The sequence below is a fragment of the Clostridium sp. genome (assembly GCF_050717545.1).
Classification (GTDB): domain Bacteria; phylum Bacillota; class Clostridia; order Clostridiales; family Clostridiaceae; genus Clostridium_AD.
In genome coordinates this window covers 22,994-39,651 of the sequence record NZ_JBOITN010000017.1, presented here as the reverse complement: position 1 = coordinate 39,651, position 16,658 = coordinate 22,994, and the positions used below count along the sequence as shown (strand labels likewise).

General features: G+C 30.0%; 16 protein-coding genes. 2 read left to right on the top strand and 14 right to left on the bottom strand.

Annotated features, from left to right (window positions below):
* The 11 genes from fliF to ACREVX_RS03300 form a co-directional block, all read right to left on the bottom strand.
* Positions 1 to 1,563 carry a flagellar basal-body MS-ring/collar protein FliF gene (gene fliF, locus ACREVX_RS03350; RefSeq protein ID WP_431542753.1) on the bottom strand — a complete coding sequence of 521 codons (1,563 nt, stop codon included), beginning with the start codon at positions 1,561 to 1,563 and terminating at the stop codon, positions 1 to 3.
* Between the two features lie 14 nt (positions 1,564 to 1,577).
* Complete coding sequence (gene fliE, locus ACREVX_RS03345; protein WP_431542752.1) at positions 1,578 to 1,892, bottom strand: flagellar hook-basal body complex protein FliE; 315 nt, start codon at positions 1,890 to 1,892, stop codon at positions 1,578 to 1,580.
* 11 nt (positions 1,893 to 1,903) lie between these two features.
* Entirely contained in the window at positions 1,904 to 2,338 is a 435-nt protein-coding gene (gene flgC / locus ACREVX_RS03340; protein WP_431542751.1) for a flagellar basal body rod protein FlgC, read from the bottom strand.
* A gap of 6 nt (positions 2,339 to 2,344) precedes the next feature.
* Positions 2,345 to 2,749, bottom strand: coding sequence for a flagellar basal body rod protein FlgB (flgB, locus tag ACREVX_RS03335; protein WP_431542750.1), 405 nt, complete (start codon positions 2,747 to 2,749; stop codon positions 2,345 to 2,347).
* Positions 2,750 to 3,183: 434 nt separating this feature from the next.
* The gene (locus tag ACREVX_RS03330; RefSeq protein ID WP_431542749.1) at positions 3,184 to 4,026 is read right to left on the bottom strand and encodes a flagellin N-terminal helical domain-containing protein; all 843 of its coding nucleotides are present in this window, start codon (positions 4,024 to 4,026) and stop codon (positions 3,184 to 3,186) included.
* Between the two features lie 168 nt (positions 4,027 to 4,194).
* Entirely contained in the window at positions 4,195 to 5,145 is a 951-nt protein-coding gene (locus ACREVX_RS03325) for a hypothetical protein (RefSeq protein ID WP_431542748.1), read from the bottom strand.
* 2 nt (positions 5,146 to 5,147) lie between these two features.
* A complete protein-coding gene (locus ACREVX_RS03320; protein WP_431542747.1) occupies positions 5,148 to 6,860 on the bottom strand; it encodes a DEAD/DEAH box helicase in 1,713 nt (570 codons plus the stop codon).
* A 54-nt stretch (positions 6,861 to 6,914) separates the two neighbouring features.
* Positions 6,915 to 7,220, bottom strand: a complete 306-nt coding sequence (locus tag ACREVX_RS03315) for a hypothetical protein (protein ID WP_431542746.1) — start codon at positions 7,218 to 7,220, stop codon at positions 6,915 to 6,917.
* 353 nt (positions 7,221 to 7,573) lie between these two features.
* On the bottom strand, positions 7,574 to 7,888 hold the full coding sequence (locus ACREVX_RS03310) for a transposase (protein WP_431542745.1): 315 nt from the start codon (positions 7,886 to 7,888) through the stop codon (positions 7,574 to 7,576).
* Positions 7,889 to 7,921: 33 nt separating this feature from the next.
* The gene (locus ACREVX_RS03305; protein ID WP_431542744.1) at positions 7,922 to 8,134 is read right to left on the bottom strand and encodes a transposase; all 213 of its coding nucleotides are present in this window, start codon (positions 8,132 to 8,134) and stop codon (positions 7,922 to 7,924) included.
* 182 nt (positions 8,135 to 8,316) lie between these two features.
* The gene (locus tag ACREVX_RS03300) at positions 8,317 to 8,634 is read right to left on the bottom strand and encodes a hypothetical protein (RefSeq protein WP_431542743.1); all 318 of its coding nucleotides are present in this window, start codon (positions 8,632 to 8,634) and stop codon (positions 8,317 to 8,319) included.
* A gap of 323 nt (positions 8,635 to 8,957) precedes the next feature.
* On the opposite strand from ACREVX_RS03300, the gene ACREVX_RS03295 reads away from it, so the two are divergent.
* Complete coding sequence (locus ACREVX_RS03295) at positions 8,958 to 9,314, top strand: nucleotidyltransferase domain-containing protein (protein ID WP_431542742.1); 357 nt, start codon at positions 8,958 to 8,960, stop codon at positions 9,312 to 9,314.
* 1 nt (position 9,315) lies between these two features.
* Positions 9,316 to 9,705 carry a HEPN domain-containing protein gene (locus ACREVX_RS03290; RefSeq protein ID WP_431542741.1) on the top strand — a complete coding sequence of 130 codons (390 nt, stop codon included), beginning with the start codon at positions 9,316 to 9,318 and terminating at the stop codon, positions 9,703 to 9,705.
* 777 nt (positions 9,706 to 10,482) lie between these two features.
* Here the strand turns inward: ACREVX_RS03290 and ACREVX_RS03285 are convergent.
* From ACREVX_RS03285 to ACREVX_RS03275, 3 genes are all read right to left on the bottom strand, one after another.
* The gene (locus ACREVX_RS03285) at positions 10,483 to 10,575 is read right to left on the bottom strand and encodes a putative motility protein (protein ID WP_431542740.1); all 93 of its coding nucleotides are present in this window, start codon (positions 10,573 to 10,575) and stop codon (positions 10,483 to 10,485) included.
* Between the two features lie 145 nt (positions 10,576 to 10,720).
* Positions 10,721 to 12,079, bottom strand: coding sequence for a nucleotide sugar dehydrogenase (locus tag ACREVX_RS03280; protein ID WP_431542739.1), 1,359 nt, complete (start codon positions 12,077 to 12,079; stop codon positions 10,721 to 10,723).
* Positions 12,080 to 12,326: 247 nt separating this feature from the next.
* Positions 12,327 to 16,550 carry a glycosyltransferase gene (locus ACREVX_RS03275; RefSeq protein WP_431542738.1) on the bottom strand — a complete coding sequence of 1,408 codons (4,224 nt, stop codon included), beginning with the start codon at positions 16,548 to 16,550 and terminating at the stop codon, positions 12,327 to 12,329.
* Between the last annotated feature and the right edge of the window lie 108 nt (positions 16,551 to 16,658).

Genomic DNA, 16,658 nt, shown 5'->3' with positions numbered 1-16,658 from the left:
TTATCCCCTCTCATCATCTGACAGCCAGGACTTGATTATGTCTGCAACTTGTTCTGGTTTATCTGCTGCATACTTCTTAACTTCATCCTCCATCCGAGCTTTTTTAGACTTGCCTCCAAATTCAATAGGCTCAAATTTTTCTTCAACCTTTGGATCTATATTATCACTTATAATCATATCAATACCCTTTGGAACAGCCTGTGTCTTCTTACTAGATCTACGAATTGCAACTAACACTATAATAAATAACATAATAGCTAATGCTCCATATGCAATGCGAGTGTATAATAATTTCTTTGCAGCCGCTGCATCTGCGTTTTCAATATCAAGCAAAGATTGCTCCGCCGCTTTTTTACTAACAGAATCAAAATTCAGTCCTTCTATACTTATAGTGTCTCCTCTAGTCCCAGAATACCCTATAGCTTGCGCAACTAAATTATTTACAGAAGTTCTAGTAGCTTGGTCCAGATTACCATCTAGTACAACTGAAGTAGTAAGTTTCTTAATTCCTCCAGGTGCCTGCACAACATTTTCCTCTGTTTTTGAATTTTCATAGTTTTTTGTGCCTTCTTTATTAACTATATTCCCATCTTTAGTAGTTGTAGGTGAAGTGTTTTGGGCAGCTGCATCTACAGGGCTAGTTGATAGCCCTGTGCTAGTGCCTCCATTCCATGTTTCATTATCATTTGAACTTACAATTACTCCCCCCTTAGGGTCATATGTAACACTATTCTTAGTAATTGCATCAAAATCAAGCTCTGAATTGACAGAAACCTTCACTCCATCTTTATATATAGGCTCTAGGACTTTCATTATTTTTGCTTCTAAAGCCTTTTCAACTTGAGCTTTTAACTCTTGTTGATCTCCTGTAGATTTCGTTACAGTAACGTCTTCCTCGTCATATAATCCCTCTGTTAAAAGGACAAATTTATCAGATATAATGCTTACATTTTCCTTAGGAAGATTCTCAACAGCACCCGTTAAAAGTGCAACTATTGCTTTCACTTGTGAATCATTAAGTTTAGTCCCTGATTTAAGTATTAAAACTACTGATGCACTAGCAGGTTCCGTTTCTTTAACGAAAGCTGTGCTATCTGGTAAAACTAAATTAACCTTAGACCCTTCAATTTCCGAAAAAGACTTAATAGCCCTTTCAATTTCTCCAGATAGAGCCCTTTGGTACATGATTTTAGTTTCTGTATCCGTTGGCGCCATTTTACTCGAATCAAAGAGTTCAAATCCTTGGCTTCCATTTGTCATAGTGACTTCTGACATAAGTTGCATTCTAAGGCTATCAATATCTGCTTTAGGTACTAATATAGAAGTACCTGTTACCTTATATGAAACTTTTTTTTCATCTAGTTTTGTTAAAATAGCTCCTGAATCCTCTTCTGTCATATTTGAAAATAACACATCATATTTAGTTTGCGATGCTGCTACTATAAACGAGCCAAGAGCTATTATAATAACGCCCGCAAGTATACTATAGGCTATTTTTTTGTTTTTACTTAAATTACCCCAGCCTTGCGAGAATTTATTTCTCATTTCAAGTAGCTTGCCCATATTGTGCTCCCTTTCTATACCTGCATTCTATTAAATGCATCATAGGCATCTACAAGTTTATTTCGAATTTGCACTGCCATTTCGAGTGACAGCTTAGCTTCTGCTGTAGACAACATAACCTTATGTACATCCGTTTCTTCACCCTTTATAAACTTTTGAGTAAGATTATCTGCATCTATTTGTTTAACATTAACTTCATCTAATTTTTCTTTTAAAGTATCCAAGAAACTGGTTCCCGTCGCACTACCAATTGAATCATTTTTATTAACACCATTAAGTGTTGATGCACTGTTTACACCTGTATTATTGATACTCGCATTAATATTCATAAAACGCCCTCCTATTTACCTATTTCTAAAGCCTTAGAAAACATACTTTTTTGAGCATTTATAGAATTTACATTTGCCTCATAAGCTCTTGTAGATGCAATCATATCCGCCATTTCATTCATAATATTTACATTAGGCATAGTCACGTATCCATCCGCATCTGCATCTGCATGTGATGGATTATATACTCTCCTTAAAGGTGACTGATCATCAACAACACCAACAGCCTTAACACCTTTAAAGCTTGTCTTATATGTACCAGTAGATTTATCTATTTCCTTTTCCAAGTTTTCTTGAAATACTGCTATCTTTCTTATGTATGGTTTTCCATTTTCTCCCCTTGTAGTTGTTGCATTTGCTACATTAGAAGCTATTGTATCCATTCTTAGTCTTTCTGCCGTTAGTCCACTTGAACTTATTCTCATTCCCATAAATGCATCATTCATAATCTACTATTTCCCTCCCCCGATAATGTAACTAGTAAGTGAAATTTTACTACTCGCCTGTTGAACCAATGCATTAAACATCAGTGTGTTTGCCGCTTGATTTGTCATTTCTAAGTCTATATCTACATTATTACCATCTTGCCTCATGCTAGTATTTTCATCCCTTTGCACGGTTATATCTCCAGTACTACTACCAGCTTGCATATGTTTATCATTATCGGTTTTCATTTTATTTAATCCCATGTTATCATTTAAAGTCTCCTCAAATGTAACATAAAGTTTTTTATAATTTTCAGTATTGATGTTGGCAACATTATTTGCAATAACTTTACCTCTTAGTGCTGAAGCGTCCATGCTTTTCTTTAATAAATTATAAGTAGCGTCCCCTGTAGAACTTCCAACTATATTCACCGTTCCATCTCCCTTAACCTATTAATTAGACACAAAATGATAAATTCCTTCTTTATATCTATAATTTTACTTTATATAGCTAAATTTGTTTCTAAAAGTAATATATCCCAGTGTGCTACCATTAGTATATACTACTTGCTTATCAGTGTGAACATTTTTTTAATTATTTTTTATTAAATACATTAACTTACAAATTCAAAGCGACATAATTCACTGTTAAAGTGCTTGTTTAAAGGGATATGTTTATCTTGATATAATTTTTATACTGTTCATTCATTGTTTACATTGCATAATTATATTATACATTAATGTTGTAATATGTCTATATATTAGTTGTTTTATCCTATATAAATTAAAGATAATTCAGCGTCTCTAATAAATTCCCAAAATAAATAGAACAAAAAAATAAAAAGAACTCAAAGATACTAAGTTCTTTACCTACTTCTAACGTTCTCTAAAATTCTTAGTGCATCCTGTGGTAATTTATTTGATTGAGCCATCATTGCATTTCCTGCTTCCACTAAAATATTTGACTTAGAATACTCCATCATTTCCGCAGCTAAATCTGTGTCTCTTATACTACTTTCAGCGGTTTCTACTTTATCTGATATATCAATTATAGAATTATAAGTACTTTCAAATCTATTTTCTAACGCTCCAAATTTGCTTCTTGAACTTAGAACAGTATCGAGAGCATCATCTACAAGTTTCAGCGCATCATCTATATTGTTCACATCTACTATCACTCCGCTAGCATCCTTAAGTTTTAAGCCAGTTGTAGTTAAATCAAATCTTGGTATGTCTATTTTTTCTCCTACAGTAGCTCCCGTAACCATTGTTATATTATCACTGCCATCATTTGCACCACCAGATAAAAGCTTAACTCCATTAAATTCAGTATTATTAGCCATGTCGTCTGTTCCATCTAGCATTTGGTCTATTTCCATTTGAATATTTGCTTTATCCGACTCTGTTGTAGTTCCTCCAGCTTGAACTAACAACTCACGAACTCTCTGCAGACTACTAGTTATCCCCTCAAGACCACCTTCTGCAGTTTGAAGCATGCTAACTCCATCTTGAGTATTTCTTGCCGCCATTTGAAGTCCTCTTACCTGCATTCTAAATCTCTCGCTTTGTGCAATTGCATTAGGATTATCCTTTGAACTATTTATTTTAATACCAGAAGATATCCTCCCAAGTGATAAATTTTGTTTAGTAAGATTCTTACTGTATGCTTTATATATATTTAAAGATGCCATATTCTTATTAACTCTCATAAAATCATCTCCATTAAAGTTTTTAGTATGTTTTATTTAGTACTTCACTTAATACTTCGTTTAAAAAGTTGAAAACTTTATATTATTTTGGATAAATGTTTTTTAGCTCACATTTACCTTAATGGAGCATCAAGCGATACATTTTCTACAGGCGTATTTATAAATTTATTAATCCTCACAAAAACATTTCAATACTGGATTATAGTACACTTTTTTTGTATCCTTATTCCCTCTTGATATAATCTCAACATCATATTCAATCAAAGGAATTATATACACAACACCATAATCCAAAGAAATATCAACATCTACAGTGTATTTATTTATCATCTCACTCTTTTGTTTTTCTCTCTCAAGTTTGTATGAATCACATTTTTCCAATAGTTCACTTTTCCTTTTTTCTGTTATGCCTTTTCGCTGCATTAGTTTTAAATTTTCTTTCTCTATTTCATCATAATATTCATCAATTCTTGTGATTTCTCTATTAAATTCTAACCTATTAATAACTTTACTACTACTTTCTTTAGTTATCACATTTATCTCTTCATAAGCTTTTTCAAAAGCCTTAATTGTATCAACTTGAAATGGAAGTTTATAATTATATTGAGGATTATTTTCAATATATAAACTGTTTTTATTTTCTCTAATTTCATTGTCTACTTCACCATTTTGAAGATTTATCCATACATCTCTTAGTTCTTCTAATCTCTCCTCCGATGTATATCCGACTCTATAATTAAAACATATCCATCTTCCCATCACACCTTGCTCATCTAATATTTTCATAGTTCCTCTGTCAATACCAAAATATCTTTTTATTTTTTCTTCAGCTTTGGATAATGAAATATTATCTGCAATAATACAACGCACTGTGCTTATTGCTTTTATGCTAGCTATGTTCATTATTTTGTCAAGTACAAAACTTCCAAATGTTACAAACTCAGATTCAGGATTTTCCTCTGCTACTTCAAAATCAAAAGCTAATAAAATTTCAGTCTTTCCATTAAATATATAACTATATTCCTCGGGTATCATAGCGTAACACAAAGAGTATTCTAAGAGTTCTACCTCACCTCCTATTGCTTGTATTACTTCTATAACAAAATTTTGAAGTCCCATAATTAATTCTCCTCTATATTATCTGAATTAAAAGAATTTCCGAATAAACCCTCATCAAGCTCCTGCATTTTAATATACTTTTTCTTATTTTCAAGAAGTTTTTCTCCTAATTTATCTATTTGCTCATCCATATCTTTCATTGTCTCTGCATTAACCCAAGTGTCCATAATAATTTGGGAAAATTCAGTTTCCTCTTCGATATCTCCTAAAATCATGTCTACTTCACCTATAACCAGTTCAAACATGTTTATTTTCTTATCTAAAAGTTCAAGTATATAATGTTCAACGGTGTTTTGAGCTGCTAAATTATACACATAGACATCTCTAGTTTGTCCTACACGATGTATCCTTCCTATCCTTTGTTCTATTGCCATAGGATTCCACGGTAAATCATAATTAATCATAACATTACAAAATTGTAAATTCCGTCCTTCCCCGCCTGCTTCAGTACATACAAAAATTTGAGCTTTTTCTTTAAAGTATGCAACTTGTTCTTCCTTTTCTTTTCTTTTAAGACCACCATGAAATTCTGCAACAAGATATCCTTCGTTTTGAAGATATTCTACTATGAATTTCTGCGTAACCTTATATTTTGTAAATATGAGCACTTTATCATTTACCTCTTTTATGATATTATGCATTTGTTTTATTTTTGCATTTGAGTATGATTCATTGATTATTAGATTCTCTGCCCTATTACTAAATTCACTAACAATGCTTTTCTCATCGCTTGTAAGCCTTTCATCCTCAGCATATCTTTTAAGTGTAGGAATTGCAGCATAAATGCTACTTCCCATTTGTTCTTGAAGATTTTTTAACGTAAACCGTGTAAGTACACTATTATTTTTACTTATGTATTTTTCACGAATAAACATACTTATATCATCATAAAGCTTTATCTCTTCTTTTAATAAATTCACGCTATATGTAATTGCCGTTCTTTTCGTAAATTTTATATCTACATCGCTTCTTTTATTTCTTATCATAACACCAGATAGTAAACTTCTTAATCTATCCACATTCTTTGCTTGTATACCTTCCTTATCTCCTATAAAGTTATTTTTAAAATAAGTATAGGTTTTAAGCTGACCAGGTTTTAATAACGTTATAAGATTATATAACTCTTCAAGTTTATTTTGAACTGGAGTTGCTGTTAAGAGGAATATATATTTCTTTTGGAGAGTATTTACGAACTTCCAGGCAGTTGTAGTTCGATTTTTTAAATGGTGTGCTTCATCTACAATAACAAGATCATAATGAATCTTAGCTATTATACTACTATGATTTTGTCTTTTTGCAGTAGCAATAGACACAATTACTTTATCGTAATATCCCCATGCCACATCTCCCATATTTTTAAATTCTGGGTCATATGCTTTTATAAAATCTAAATTAAACTTTCTTTTCATTTCAGTGTACCATTGCTCAACAAGAGAAGGTGGTACAATAATTAGTATCTTTCGTGCAAGTCCACGAGTTATATATTCCATCATAGTCATTCCCGCTTCAACAGTTTTACCAAGACCAACTTCATCGCAGAAAAGCACTCTACCTTTAAATCTATTAATTGCAGCTTTTACAGTTTTTATTTGATATTCAAACAATTCAAGGTCTCTTACATATGGAAGGCATAGTAATTTATCGTCATTCACTTTATATGTAAAATCTTGTGCTCTATCATAAAGTTGAAACCACTTTTCGTCTCCTTTAGTCATGTTACATAATTTTTTTATAACTTGCTCCATTCTCTCTCTGTTTTCAATATTTACTTAAAATTTATTTAACTCCGTTTTAGAAGGTTTCTCGCAATTATATATTTTGATCTTATTTTTTGATAAAAACTCTATGAGAATATACTCAGCCTCATACTTTTCAAAAAAACCTTTTATTCCTCTTCCTTCTATAATCTTTTCTTCTCTATTTAGTTTGAACTCTTTACTTTCTCCATCTTCGCTCGTAAATTCTATATTCTCACTTTCTTTTATTTCATCAAATATACTCATATATCTATCATCTATTTTTATTGCAGACAAATCTAGAAGTTCCTTGTTTAGTTTGAATAAATATTTGTACATATATTCACACTCACTTTGAATTTGATTTCAACACTAATTATTATTCTACATTTTTTATTATTGATATCTTCGATTTTAAAATTATATCCGTTAGTTTATGACTTATTTTCTATTTTAACATATTTAGTTTTTTATTTAATAAATACAAAGCAGCAGTTTTTCCGTACTGTCTTGGTCTATTTATTACGAAATATTCTCCTTAAACTAGATCCATAATTTCCTTTAATTTATTATCTATATTAACCATATAATGTTTTTCTGGTATACAAGTTACTGTAATTTATTTTTTATGTATATATATATTCCAAAATTCACACCACAGAATGGGTGCTTGTGAATACTTGCCTAAACTTCTAAGAAATCGCAGACTCCACATATATTTTATACAATTCTATATTCTTGTTTTTAAAGTAAGATAATACTCTATTACTACAAATAAACTTTTCTTTTTCATTTCCTATATACATAGAATAACTACTCCACTGGTAATTATTTGGCATTTCAACCATCTTCGCCCTGACAGGATTTAAGTGTATATATCTACTTGTTTCTAGCACATAGGAATCTTGCTCTATAAGTTCTGACCCATACCTTGCTTGAAAAAGATGTCCAATATAAAGATACTTATTATTAAAGTATTTTGCATAAAACCTATTAACTCTCATCATTAGGTACTTTATATGCTTATCCTTTGTTTGTACTTAAAGATGTACATGATTAGTCATTAAACAATAACTTATTATCTCATATTGGTTTTCTAAAAATTCTATTGCTTCTTTTACAATTGTAATATAAACTTGATAATCTTCATCATCTCTAAAAATATCATTTCTTCTATTCCCTCTAGATGTAATATGGTACATTGCATTTGGATACCATTCCCTTAACTTTCGTGAGCGTTTTATTTTCTCCATAAATATCTCCTGTTTTCATTATTTATTAAAATTATACCCTCTATTGAATTGATATAATCATTATTAAACAATGAAAGTATTTATATTTATCTTTCGACAAAACCAACTAAAAACCACCAGATAGCAGGTAGCATTGCGAGGAAGATTGACGAGCTCGCTAAAGGTTTGCTTGAACTTGCTATTTAATCCCACTCGATTTGTATTAAATTATCTTCATGATTAGATTCAAACTTAATAATTTTAGCTTTATATCCTAAATCAATTAGTCTTTTAGGCTGAAAACCAATAATCTTTTGCCATTTATTACTACAGCATATATATGTCATATTATAGCTTCCACTTTTGGCTGATATTTCTACTTGTGATAATATATCTTTTAACATTTTTTCAATTTCAACTTCGGTTATAATCTTTTCTTCATTTTTATTATTGGCTATAATTTTCATTTCATTGGCTGTTTTAAAACTAGTTACATTTTTATTTGGCTTGTTATTTTCCATTTTGAAACCCCCTATTTAATAGCTTTAAAAGTATTACAATTATAACACATTTTTTAATCACCACCACGCAAAATCTAGACACCTTAATCATTTTCAATTAGTATATTTCGACATAAACCACCAGATAGCAGGTAGCATTGTGAGGGATTGCCTGAGCTTCTTAAGTATGAAGAAAATATTATATTGAAATATTTGTTATAATGAATTAAAATGAAAATATATTAGATAGACAAATGGTAAGGTCAATTAGTAAATATTAGAATTAGTTAGTATTCATTAAAAAGTGTCTAGAATATAATACAAAAAAAGAAGGAGCTAATTTTGTGAATAGAGAGGTTAAATATTCATTAGATGTTAGTTTAAGATTAGAAATTGTAAAAGTAAAAAATGCAATACTTACTAATTTGCATGGCTCAAAAATATTTCTCTTTGGTTCAATAGCAAAAGGTTGTTATTCCAAGTATAGTGATATAGATTTACTTGTTTTAATTGATTCATATAAATCTAAAAGGGAATTAAGACAGGTAAGGCATGAAATAGAAGATTCTATAGAAGATTTAAATATTTCAAAAGAAGTTGATATTAAGTTGTATACAACTGCTAGATATAATGAAATATGTATAGAACCAAGTTTTGAGAAAAGCATATTAGAAGATTTTATAGATATAGGAGGTTGGTAATATGGTACAGCGAGATATGTTTTACTTTGCTGATATTGATGAAAAGTTTATAGATACAGCTAAAGACTGTGAAGGATTAGAAGATGGTGTACTTGTGCATTGTCAGCAGTGCATAGAAAAAAATATAAAAGGAATTATATTAAAAAAGTATGGAATGGTTAGTCGCGAACACAATTTAGTTAAATTATTAGAGGTTCTATATTTAGCTGATTATTCAAAATTAAAAGAGTATAAATGGTTATGCAGAGATTTAAAAGATTTTTATTTTAGCAGACGCTATGCATCGGATGATTATGAATTTTTGACAAAGGATGAATATAATGATTACCTAAAGAAATTTCATACATTATTAAATGAGTTGAAAATAATAAGGGAAGATATTTGTGATTGAACCATCCCTCCACCTGCTTACGCTGCGGTGGGGGCTTCTTTTTTATAAAAAAGTTTGCTTTATCTTTCGACCTAATAACTTAGGTAGCCTTATTCCTTTTGGCGTGATTGCTGTACTCTTGCTTGACTAATTATCATTGATAGTGCCCCTATGTCCATTATATTACCTCCCATTTGCTGATTTAATGCTGTATACAATTATATAATTTCCAAATTATTCACACCTGACGTGCATGTAAAGGGGAGTGCATGTGAATGCTTGCCTGAGCTTGTTAGCTATTTTACTGTTTTTCCCAAGTCACAGTTACCTTAGCGGGGCACAAAGTGACCCACTTGATACGGTATAATAACCGCATTATTTCTTTTCAATTCCATAAAACTCAGCTCCCTTTTCTATTATTATATCATAATCATATTATTAGTAATCATAATTTTTTAAAAATACTTTCATACATATAATATTTTTGTAAAGATAGTAGTGCACAGTTCTACCGCTGATTTGTCATTCTAATTTCCGCCCTATAATATGAAACGTGCCATGTATATGATTGGAATAAATGTAATATTGATTTTAACCACCAGATATGAGCTAGCATCGCGAGGGCTTGCTGCAGTATCAGCTCTCTATTTTACTGTTTTTCCCAAGTCACAGTTACCTTAGTGGGGCACAAAGTGACCCACTTTGACAGTTTTAATTTTTTAAAACTTTTGTTTTTACATTATTTAACAAGTGCCTGGCACCTTTGTGAGGAGGTTTGCCGACGAACTTGCTTTGCTTTCAAGTGTTCATAGCCATCTTCATTACCACTATTCCAGCTGATTGTTGTACTCTTGATTGACTCATTACCATTGATAGTACCCCTATGTCCATTATAATACCCCCCGATTTAAAAGTTTTTATATGATTCCATTTGCAAGCCTATCACCCTAGTTGGTTTAAGTTTAGAAAATTTTTACCCCCTAGCTTTCTAATTATTCGTGACTAGTTATTTTTAAATATTAATGACTAATCGTACTTATAGTCTCCAATAAATTAAACCTTTCCCTTGAGCCTCTGACTTATCAAAAATCCCCTTAACATCTATAAGAACATCTTGTTTTTTCAATTCATCATCATATGTAACTGCAAGCTCATTTAAATTAGAACTATCCCTATACATTAGTTTCAATTTATCTAGAGATAAATGTTTGAACTTATCATGAGAGACTGCTACCACAACAGCGTCCACACTATTAACATCCTTTATATCAATCAGCTCAATACCATACTGTTGAAAAACATCTTCTTTTTTCGCAATTGGGTCATAGGTAACTATATTTATTCCGTACTCCTGGAGTTCCCTTATAATATCAATTACTTTTGAGTTTCTTACATCTGGGCAGTTTTCTTTAAATGTCACACCTAATATAACAACCTTGGCACCTTTAATTTGCTTGTTTGCCTTAATTAAACTTTTAACAGTATACTCAGCAATATATTTTCCCATTCCATCATTTATTCTTCTACCAGCCATTATTACTTGCGAATTAAAGCCTAATTGTTGAGCCCTATATGTTAAATAGTATGGATCAACTCCTATACAATGCCCTCCAACTAGTCCTGGATTGAAGTCAAGGAAATTCCACTTCGTTCCTGCTGCATTAAGTACCGCTCTTGTGTCTATACCCATCCTATTGAATATCATTGATAGCTCATTAACAAATGCAATATTAATGTCCCTTTGCGAATTTTCAATAACCTTAGCAGCTTCAGCTACCTTGATGCTTTCGGCCCTATAAACGCCGACATCTATTATAAGTTCATACACCTTTGCAACCTCTTCCAATGTTTCTTCATCCATACCTGAAACAATCTTTATTATCTTCTGAATTGTATGAACCCTATCACCTGGATTTATTCTTTCTGGTGAATAGCCTATTTTAAAGTCTATACCACATTTCAGCCCTGATTCTTTTTCAAGTATAGGCATACAAACTTCTTCAGTTACACCAGGATAAACCGTTGATTCAAAAACTACTATAGACCCTTTTGTTAAGTTTCTTCCTACTATTTGTGCTGCACCTACAACAGGTGTTAAATCTGGAGTTTTATCCGAATTTACAGGAGTTGGAACAGCTACTATATAAAATTTAGCACTCTTCAAGTCTAGTTCGTTTGATGTAAAGCAAACATTTGTTGCTTTTAATTTTTCATTTCCAACCTCATTAGTAATGTCATTGCCTAATTTATACTGTTTAATTTTCCGTTTGTTAATATCAAACCCAATAACATCTATCTTCTCTGCAAAGGCAACAGCTAATGGCATACCAACATATCCTAATCCTATAACAGCAACTTTCTCTTCCTTATTGACGATGTTTTGGTAAAGTGTCATATTAGACCTCCTTCTGTTTGAAGTTTATTAATCATTACAGAATTAAAACTAACCATTAAAGAATTTGATTTAAAATCTACAGAATTAAATTGCGTACTTCTAGAACATTGATAATTCATATAATGATTTAAGAGTTATCACATACATAGAAATATTGTGATATATATCATTAACTTGTTTTATGATAGCACAGATTTCAACTTAATAACTACTTGTATTCAAAGTGTTCAAACGACTCCAAGTTAACCTAAATGTTTTTAAAACGGCTATTAATTAATTTATTTGCATTATTTTTAAATAAATTAATCAAATTATACTTTTTAATCTCATCGTTTTTGTTTAGTTCTTTTTCCATACTAGTTAATTTCGAATTTATTTCATCATAATTCCATATATCATTAATATTAAAATCTATTTGCACATTATTAATCTTCTTTTTAATTATCAAAACTTTTTGTGATAATCCAAATGAATTTGTAATTAAACATTGTTTATCTAATAATGATATCCAATGTGCTAAATCTTGCTTAATGTTATCCACTATATCCGAGCTTCCAAATACCGATTGTATCATATCAAATGTATTTTGTACTATGTCTGCTTTACCTTTCATAATATCTTTATCAAAAGGATTATTCATAAAAAAAGCAGAAGGTAGCATGCCTATAATCTCTAAATTATTTTCATTTAGAATATTTTCTATATACTTTATATCTCTTATAACTAAGTGTGGAGATACGCTTTTTGAGTTTATTACTGTTATAGGGTCAAAAATTATGATATACCCTTCCTCATTTAATACGTTCGATAAATTTTTCACTACGTTTTTATATTTTTCTTCATCTGTTAAATGTAACAATACATCAGCTGCAAAGATTAAGTCATATTTTTCTTTAGGATAGTCTTCTTTTTCTGATATATCTCCTAGTATAAACTCAAATTCGTTATATTTTCTACTTAATTCTCTTTGTGATTTCTCACTTATATCTATAGCACAATAGTTTATACGAGTAATATCATGAAAATACTCTGTGAAAATCCCAATTCCTGGCCCTAGTTCTAAAACCTTTCTACTTTTAAAACCCCCAAAAATTTTTTTTATTATATAGTCTAACATTTCAAGTCTAGTTTTATATAAAAACATATTATAAGTTTTACCAAGACCTCTATAACCCACACCTTCTATGTCAAAATTATCATTTAACCTCTTATTCCAATATCCTTTGTAATCAAATTGTTCTTCATTTACTTCATTATCATCTTGTGTCATAAGCAATCTTTTCACACTATTTAAAGCGTATTGCATTCCATAGTTATTTTCTACAAAGTCAAGATATTCTTTAGAGTTATATTCTCTATTAGACAACATCGTAATTGCGTCACTTATAGAATTCCAAACATATTTTTCAGGATATATCCCCTTACAGCCGACGAAATTATGTATAATAGGCTTTATTCCTTTGGCCATTGCCTGCATCACGCTCATATTTTGTGATTCTAGTACACTCGTACACAAGATATAATTTTTATCATCTAACCACTTATCTATATTATTCTGCCAACCTTCATTAATTACATTTTTTTCAATCCCAAATGCTCTAATCATTTGCTGAAAATACAAAACGTCCCTATCGTCTTGAAATTGCCCTGCTATGTATAGCTTATATCTATGATCTTTATCATAAATCGCCTTAAACGTATGCAATAGCAACATAGAACCTTTTTTATAATTAATATATCCAACATAGGCTATATTAAAACCGGAATTTCTAACTTGAAATTCATATTCGTTAACGTTAACACCGTTTGCAATTATTGCCGTTTTAGATTCAGCAATTTTGAACTTATTCATAACAATTTTTTTAATACTGTCAGCCACAAATATCAATTTATTAACCTTAGTCCAATCAACTTTAGACGGATATATACTAAATGCCTCATAACTATGTAATCTACATATTATCTTCTTCTCAACTGCCAATGTATGCCTACTCCCGTAAGCCACAAGCTCATCACACCATTCAAACCAACAAATATCAGCCCATCGCATACCCTCATCTATTTGCTTATAGTCTGTAACCCTTATATGCTTAGTCTCAAATTCTTCTGATAAATTATTTATTATATCCCAAATAAATTTATCATCACCTTTATCGAAAAACACAATCTTCTTTTTTAAAATTAATTCTACAACATTTGGATGAATTTTCTTAATGTTTAGTATTATATTACTTATTTCATTTTTTGCCTTAAGATCTCCACATTTTTTTTCTGCAAAACTATAATGTAAAATTGCTTTATTATAATCCTGATATTGTTCGTATACATAGCCGAGATTGTAATTCAGATCAAAATCATCATTATATATATTCACTGCATTAATTAATATGTCTTTTGCATCATCTAGGCGATTTTCCGTTATTGCAACTACAGCTTTCATTGAATAAATTTCGGGATCAGCTTTAATTATATCTTCATACTCATCAATTAATGCATTAGCCTGATTAAAGTTTCCCATCTCTATAAACTCAGAAATACTCTCCTTAATTTTTTTCTTGAATACTTCCATTTCGTTATTTTTTTCTATCGCCCTATCCTTGACCTTGTCCTGTAGTATTTCTATACCTCTTTTCATGTAATTACATGAATCTAATGCTTTTCTAAGATATCTTACATAAATTAACTCACTATTTTCATTTTTATTTGCAAAATGCATATACATTAAGAATAAATCTTCCTCATCCTTCATGCAGTTAATAAGTTCATTCCGAATTATGTTCTCATTATATATTTGATTTAAATATTTTTCTCCAATCTCTAAATATTTTTCTAAAATCTGTGAATACTGTTCGTTATCAATATCCTTATCCTGTAATAGATATACTGCCATAATTTTATAAATTCTTATCTCATTAAGATTTAATTTTGTAATTTCACAATTGTTTAAATAACTATATAAATTTTTCTCGAAATTCTCATGACTAATGGCTAAATAATTGAAATAGTTTTTAATTTTAAAATCGTTAACACCCTGCAAATATTTTACTAGTGATATATTTTCACATAAGAAATAATACAGTATATCTCCAAAATAGTCTGGAAGATTGCTAAAGTTCAAATTGTCTATATCTTCATCTAATTTATACTGTAAATTAGATGAAGATAATCTTACATTATTTAACAAAGAATATTCTGAATCATCCTCCGAAAATATTTTATAGATATTTTCTTTAGTTTTTTTACTTGATTTTATTAAATATACTTCTACTGCATCTATAAAATTGCTTGCTATAAAACTGTGGTTTTTAGCAATATCGCAATAAAAGTTTTTTAATTCATCATATTTATTTAGCTTATCATATGAGGATATGCTTATACTATGAGTTGAATTCAATACCTTTTCTGATTTTATTTTTTTTATGAACTTTAATGATTCTTCATATTTTCCAATTCTTTCATATGAGGTAGCCATATCCAGATATGCATATTCATAAAGCCCTATTGTATAATTTATTATTGAAAGATTATCAGCTACTTTAAAATCATTAAAATCTTTAAGCTTTTTAAAATAAATATTATATGTCTCTATAGCTTCTTCATTTTTATACATCGAGCATTGTGCATTACCAAGGTAATAATACAAGTCAATATAGAAACCCTCTTTTCGGGTTGCTTCTAAACATATTTTTTCTACTTCTCTAAACTTTCCTCGTGTTAAATACATTTTCGCTAAAAAAATACTTACATACATATATTTATTTAAATCAATTCTCTTCGATTTCATCAAATCATAAGCCTTTTCTATTGTCTCTAACGCAAGCTGATGTTCTCCATGCATTGCATAGGAAACCGCTAATTGATAAATATAGTAAATATTTTCTGGATTCTTCTCTAATTCTGTTTTTAATATTCCTGATGTTCTTAAGAATTTTTTATCCATCAATTTTCTATCATTATTTATATACCCATAATGATAGAACTCCGAATTTAACTTGATCATCGGCTTCTTCCACATGGGTTGATTATGAATAGCACCCTCAAAACGAAAGTCCTTATCCTTTTCAAAAATTCTTGCTGCAGTAAAAACTGTAAAATCATCTTCATTATCAATTGAAGTAAAGTTCTTTATAGTAATGCTAGCTGTTTTATTTGTTTTAAGTTCATTAGAATTAAAAAACTGTATTATTCCATTGGGATTGTTTATAATTTCATCTCCATCTATGTAAAAGAACCATTCACCAGTGGAGTATTTTAAAGTAATATTCCTCATCTCAGAAAAATCACTATTCCATTCATGATAATATACCTTATCAGTAAATTCTTTTGCAATCTCTGCGGTGTTGTCAGAAGATCCTGTATCAACAATAATTAACTCTGATTCAATAGCATCTCTAATTGGCCTAAGACTTTCAAGACATTTTCTAAGATATTTAGATTCATTTTTTACCATCATTCCAATACTAAGTTTCATAATTTGCTTCCTCCTAGAAGTTAGATATTATTTTTATACAAAGTTCAGTAAATTCTCTATAAAAATAATAAAAAAAAGAGGTAGATCAACTCCACCTCCTTTTTTTAA

Bases quoted from the DNA above. Each gene is read 5' to 3' on its own strand.
- fliF (WP_431542753.1), bottom strand. From the start codon at position 1,563: ATGGGCAAGCTACTTGAAATGAGAAATAAATTCTCGCAAGGCTGGGGT.
- fliE (WP_431542752.1), bottom strand. From the start codon at position 1,892: ATGAATATTAATGCGAGTATCAATAATACAGGTGTAAACAGTGCATCA.
- flgC (WP_431542751.1), bottom strand. From the start codon at position 2,338: ATGAATGATGCATTTATGGGAATGAGAATAAGTTCAAGTGGACTAACG.
- ACREVX_RS03330 (WP_431542749.1), bottom strand. From the start codon at position 4,026: ATGAGAGTTAATAAGAATATGGCATCTTTAAATATATATAAAGCATAC.
- ACREVX_RS03325 (WP_431542748.1), bottom strand. From the start codon at position 5,145: ATGGGACTTCAAAATTTTGTTATAGAAGTAATACAAGCAATAGGAGGT.
- ACREVX_RS03320 (WP_431542747.1), bottom strand. From the start codon at position 6,860: ATGACTAAAGGAGACGAAAAGTGGTTTCAACTTTATGATAGAGCACAA.
- ACREVX_RS03315 (WP_431542746.1), bottom strand. From the start codon at position 7,220: ATGTACAAATATTTATTCAAACTAAACAAGGAACTTCTAGATTTGTCT.
- ACREVX_RS03310 (WP_431542745.1), bottom strand. From the start codon at position 7,888: ATGATGAGAGTTAATAGGTTTTATGCAAAATACTTTAATAATAAGTAT.
- ACREVX_RS03305 (WP_431542744.1), bottom strand. From the start codon at position 8,134: ATGGAGAAAATAAAACGCTCACGAAAGTTAAGGGAATGGTATCCAAAT.
- ACREVX_RS03300 (WP_431542743.1), bottom strand. From the start codon at position 8,634: ATGGAAAATAACAAGCCAAATAAAAATGTAACTAGTTTTAAAACAGCC.
- ACREVX_RS03290 (WP_431542741.1), top strand. From the start codon at position 9,316: ATGGTACAGCGAGATATGTTTTACTTTGCTGATATTGATGAAAAGTTT.
- ACREVX_RS03285 (WP_431542740.1), bottom strand. From the start codon at position 10,575: ATGGACATAGGGGTACTATCAATGGTAATGAGTCAATCAAGAGTACAA.
- ACREVX_RS03280 (WP_431542739.1), bottom strand. From the start codon at position 12,079: ATGACACTTTACCAAAACATCGTCAATAAGGAAGAGAAAGTTGCTGTT.
- ACREVX_RS03275 (WP_431542738.1), bottom strand. From the start codon at position 16,550: ATGAAACTTAGTATTGGAATGATGGTAAAAAATGAATCTAAATATCTT.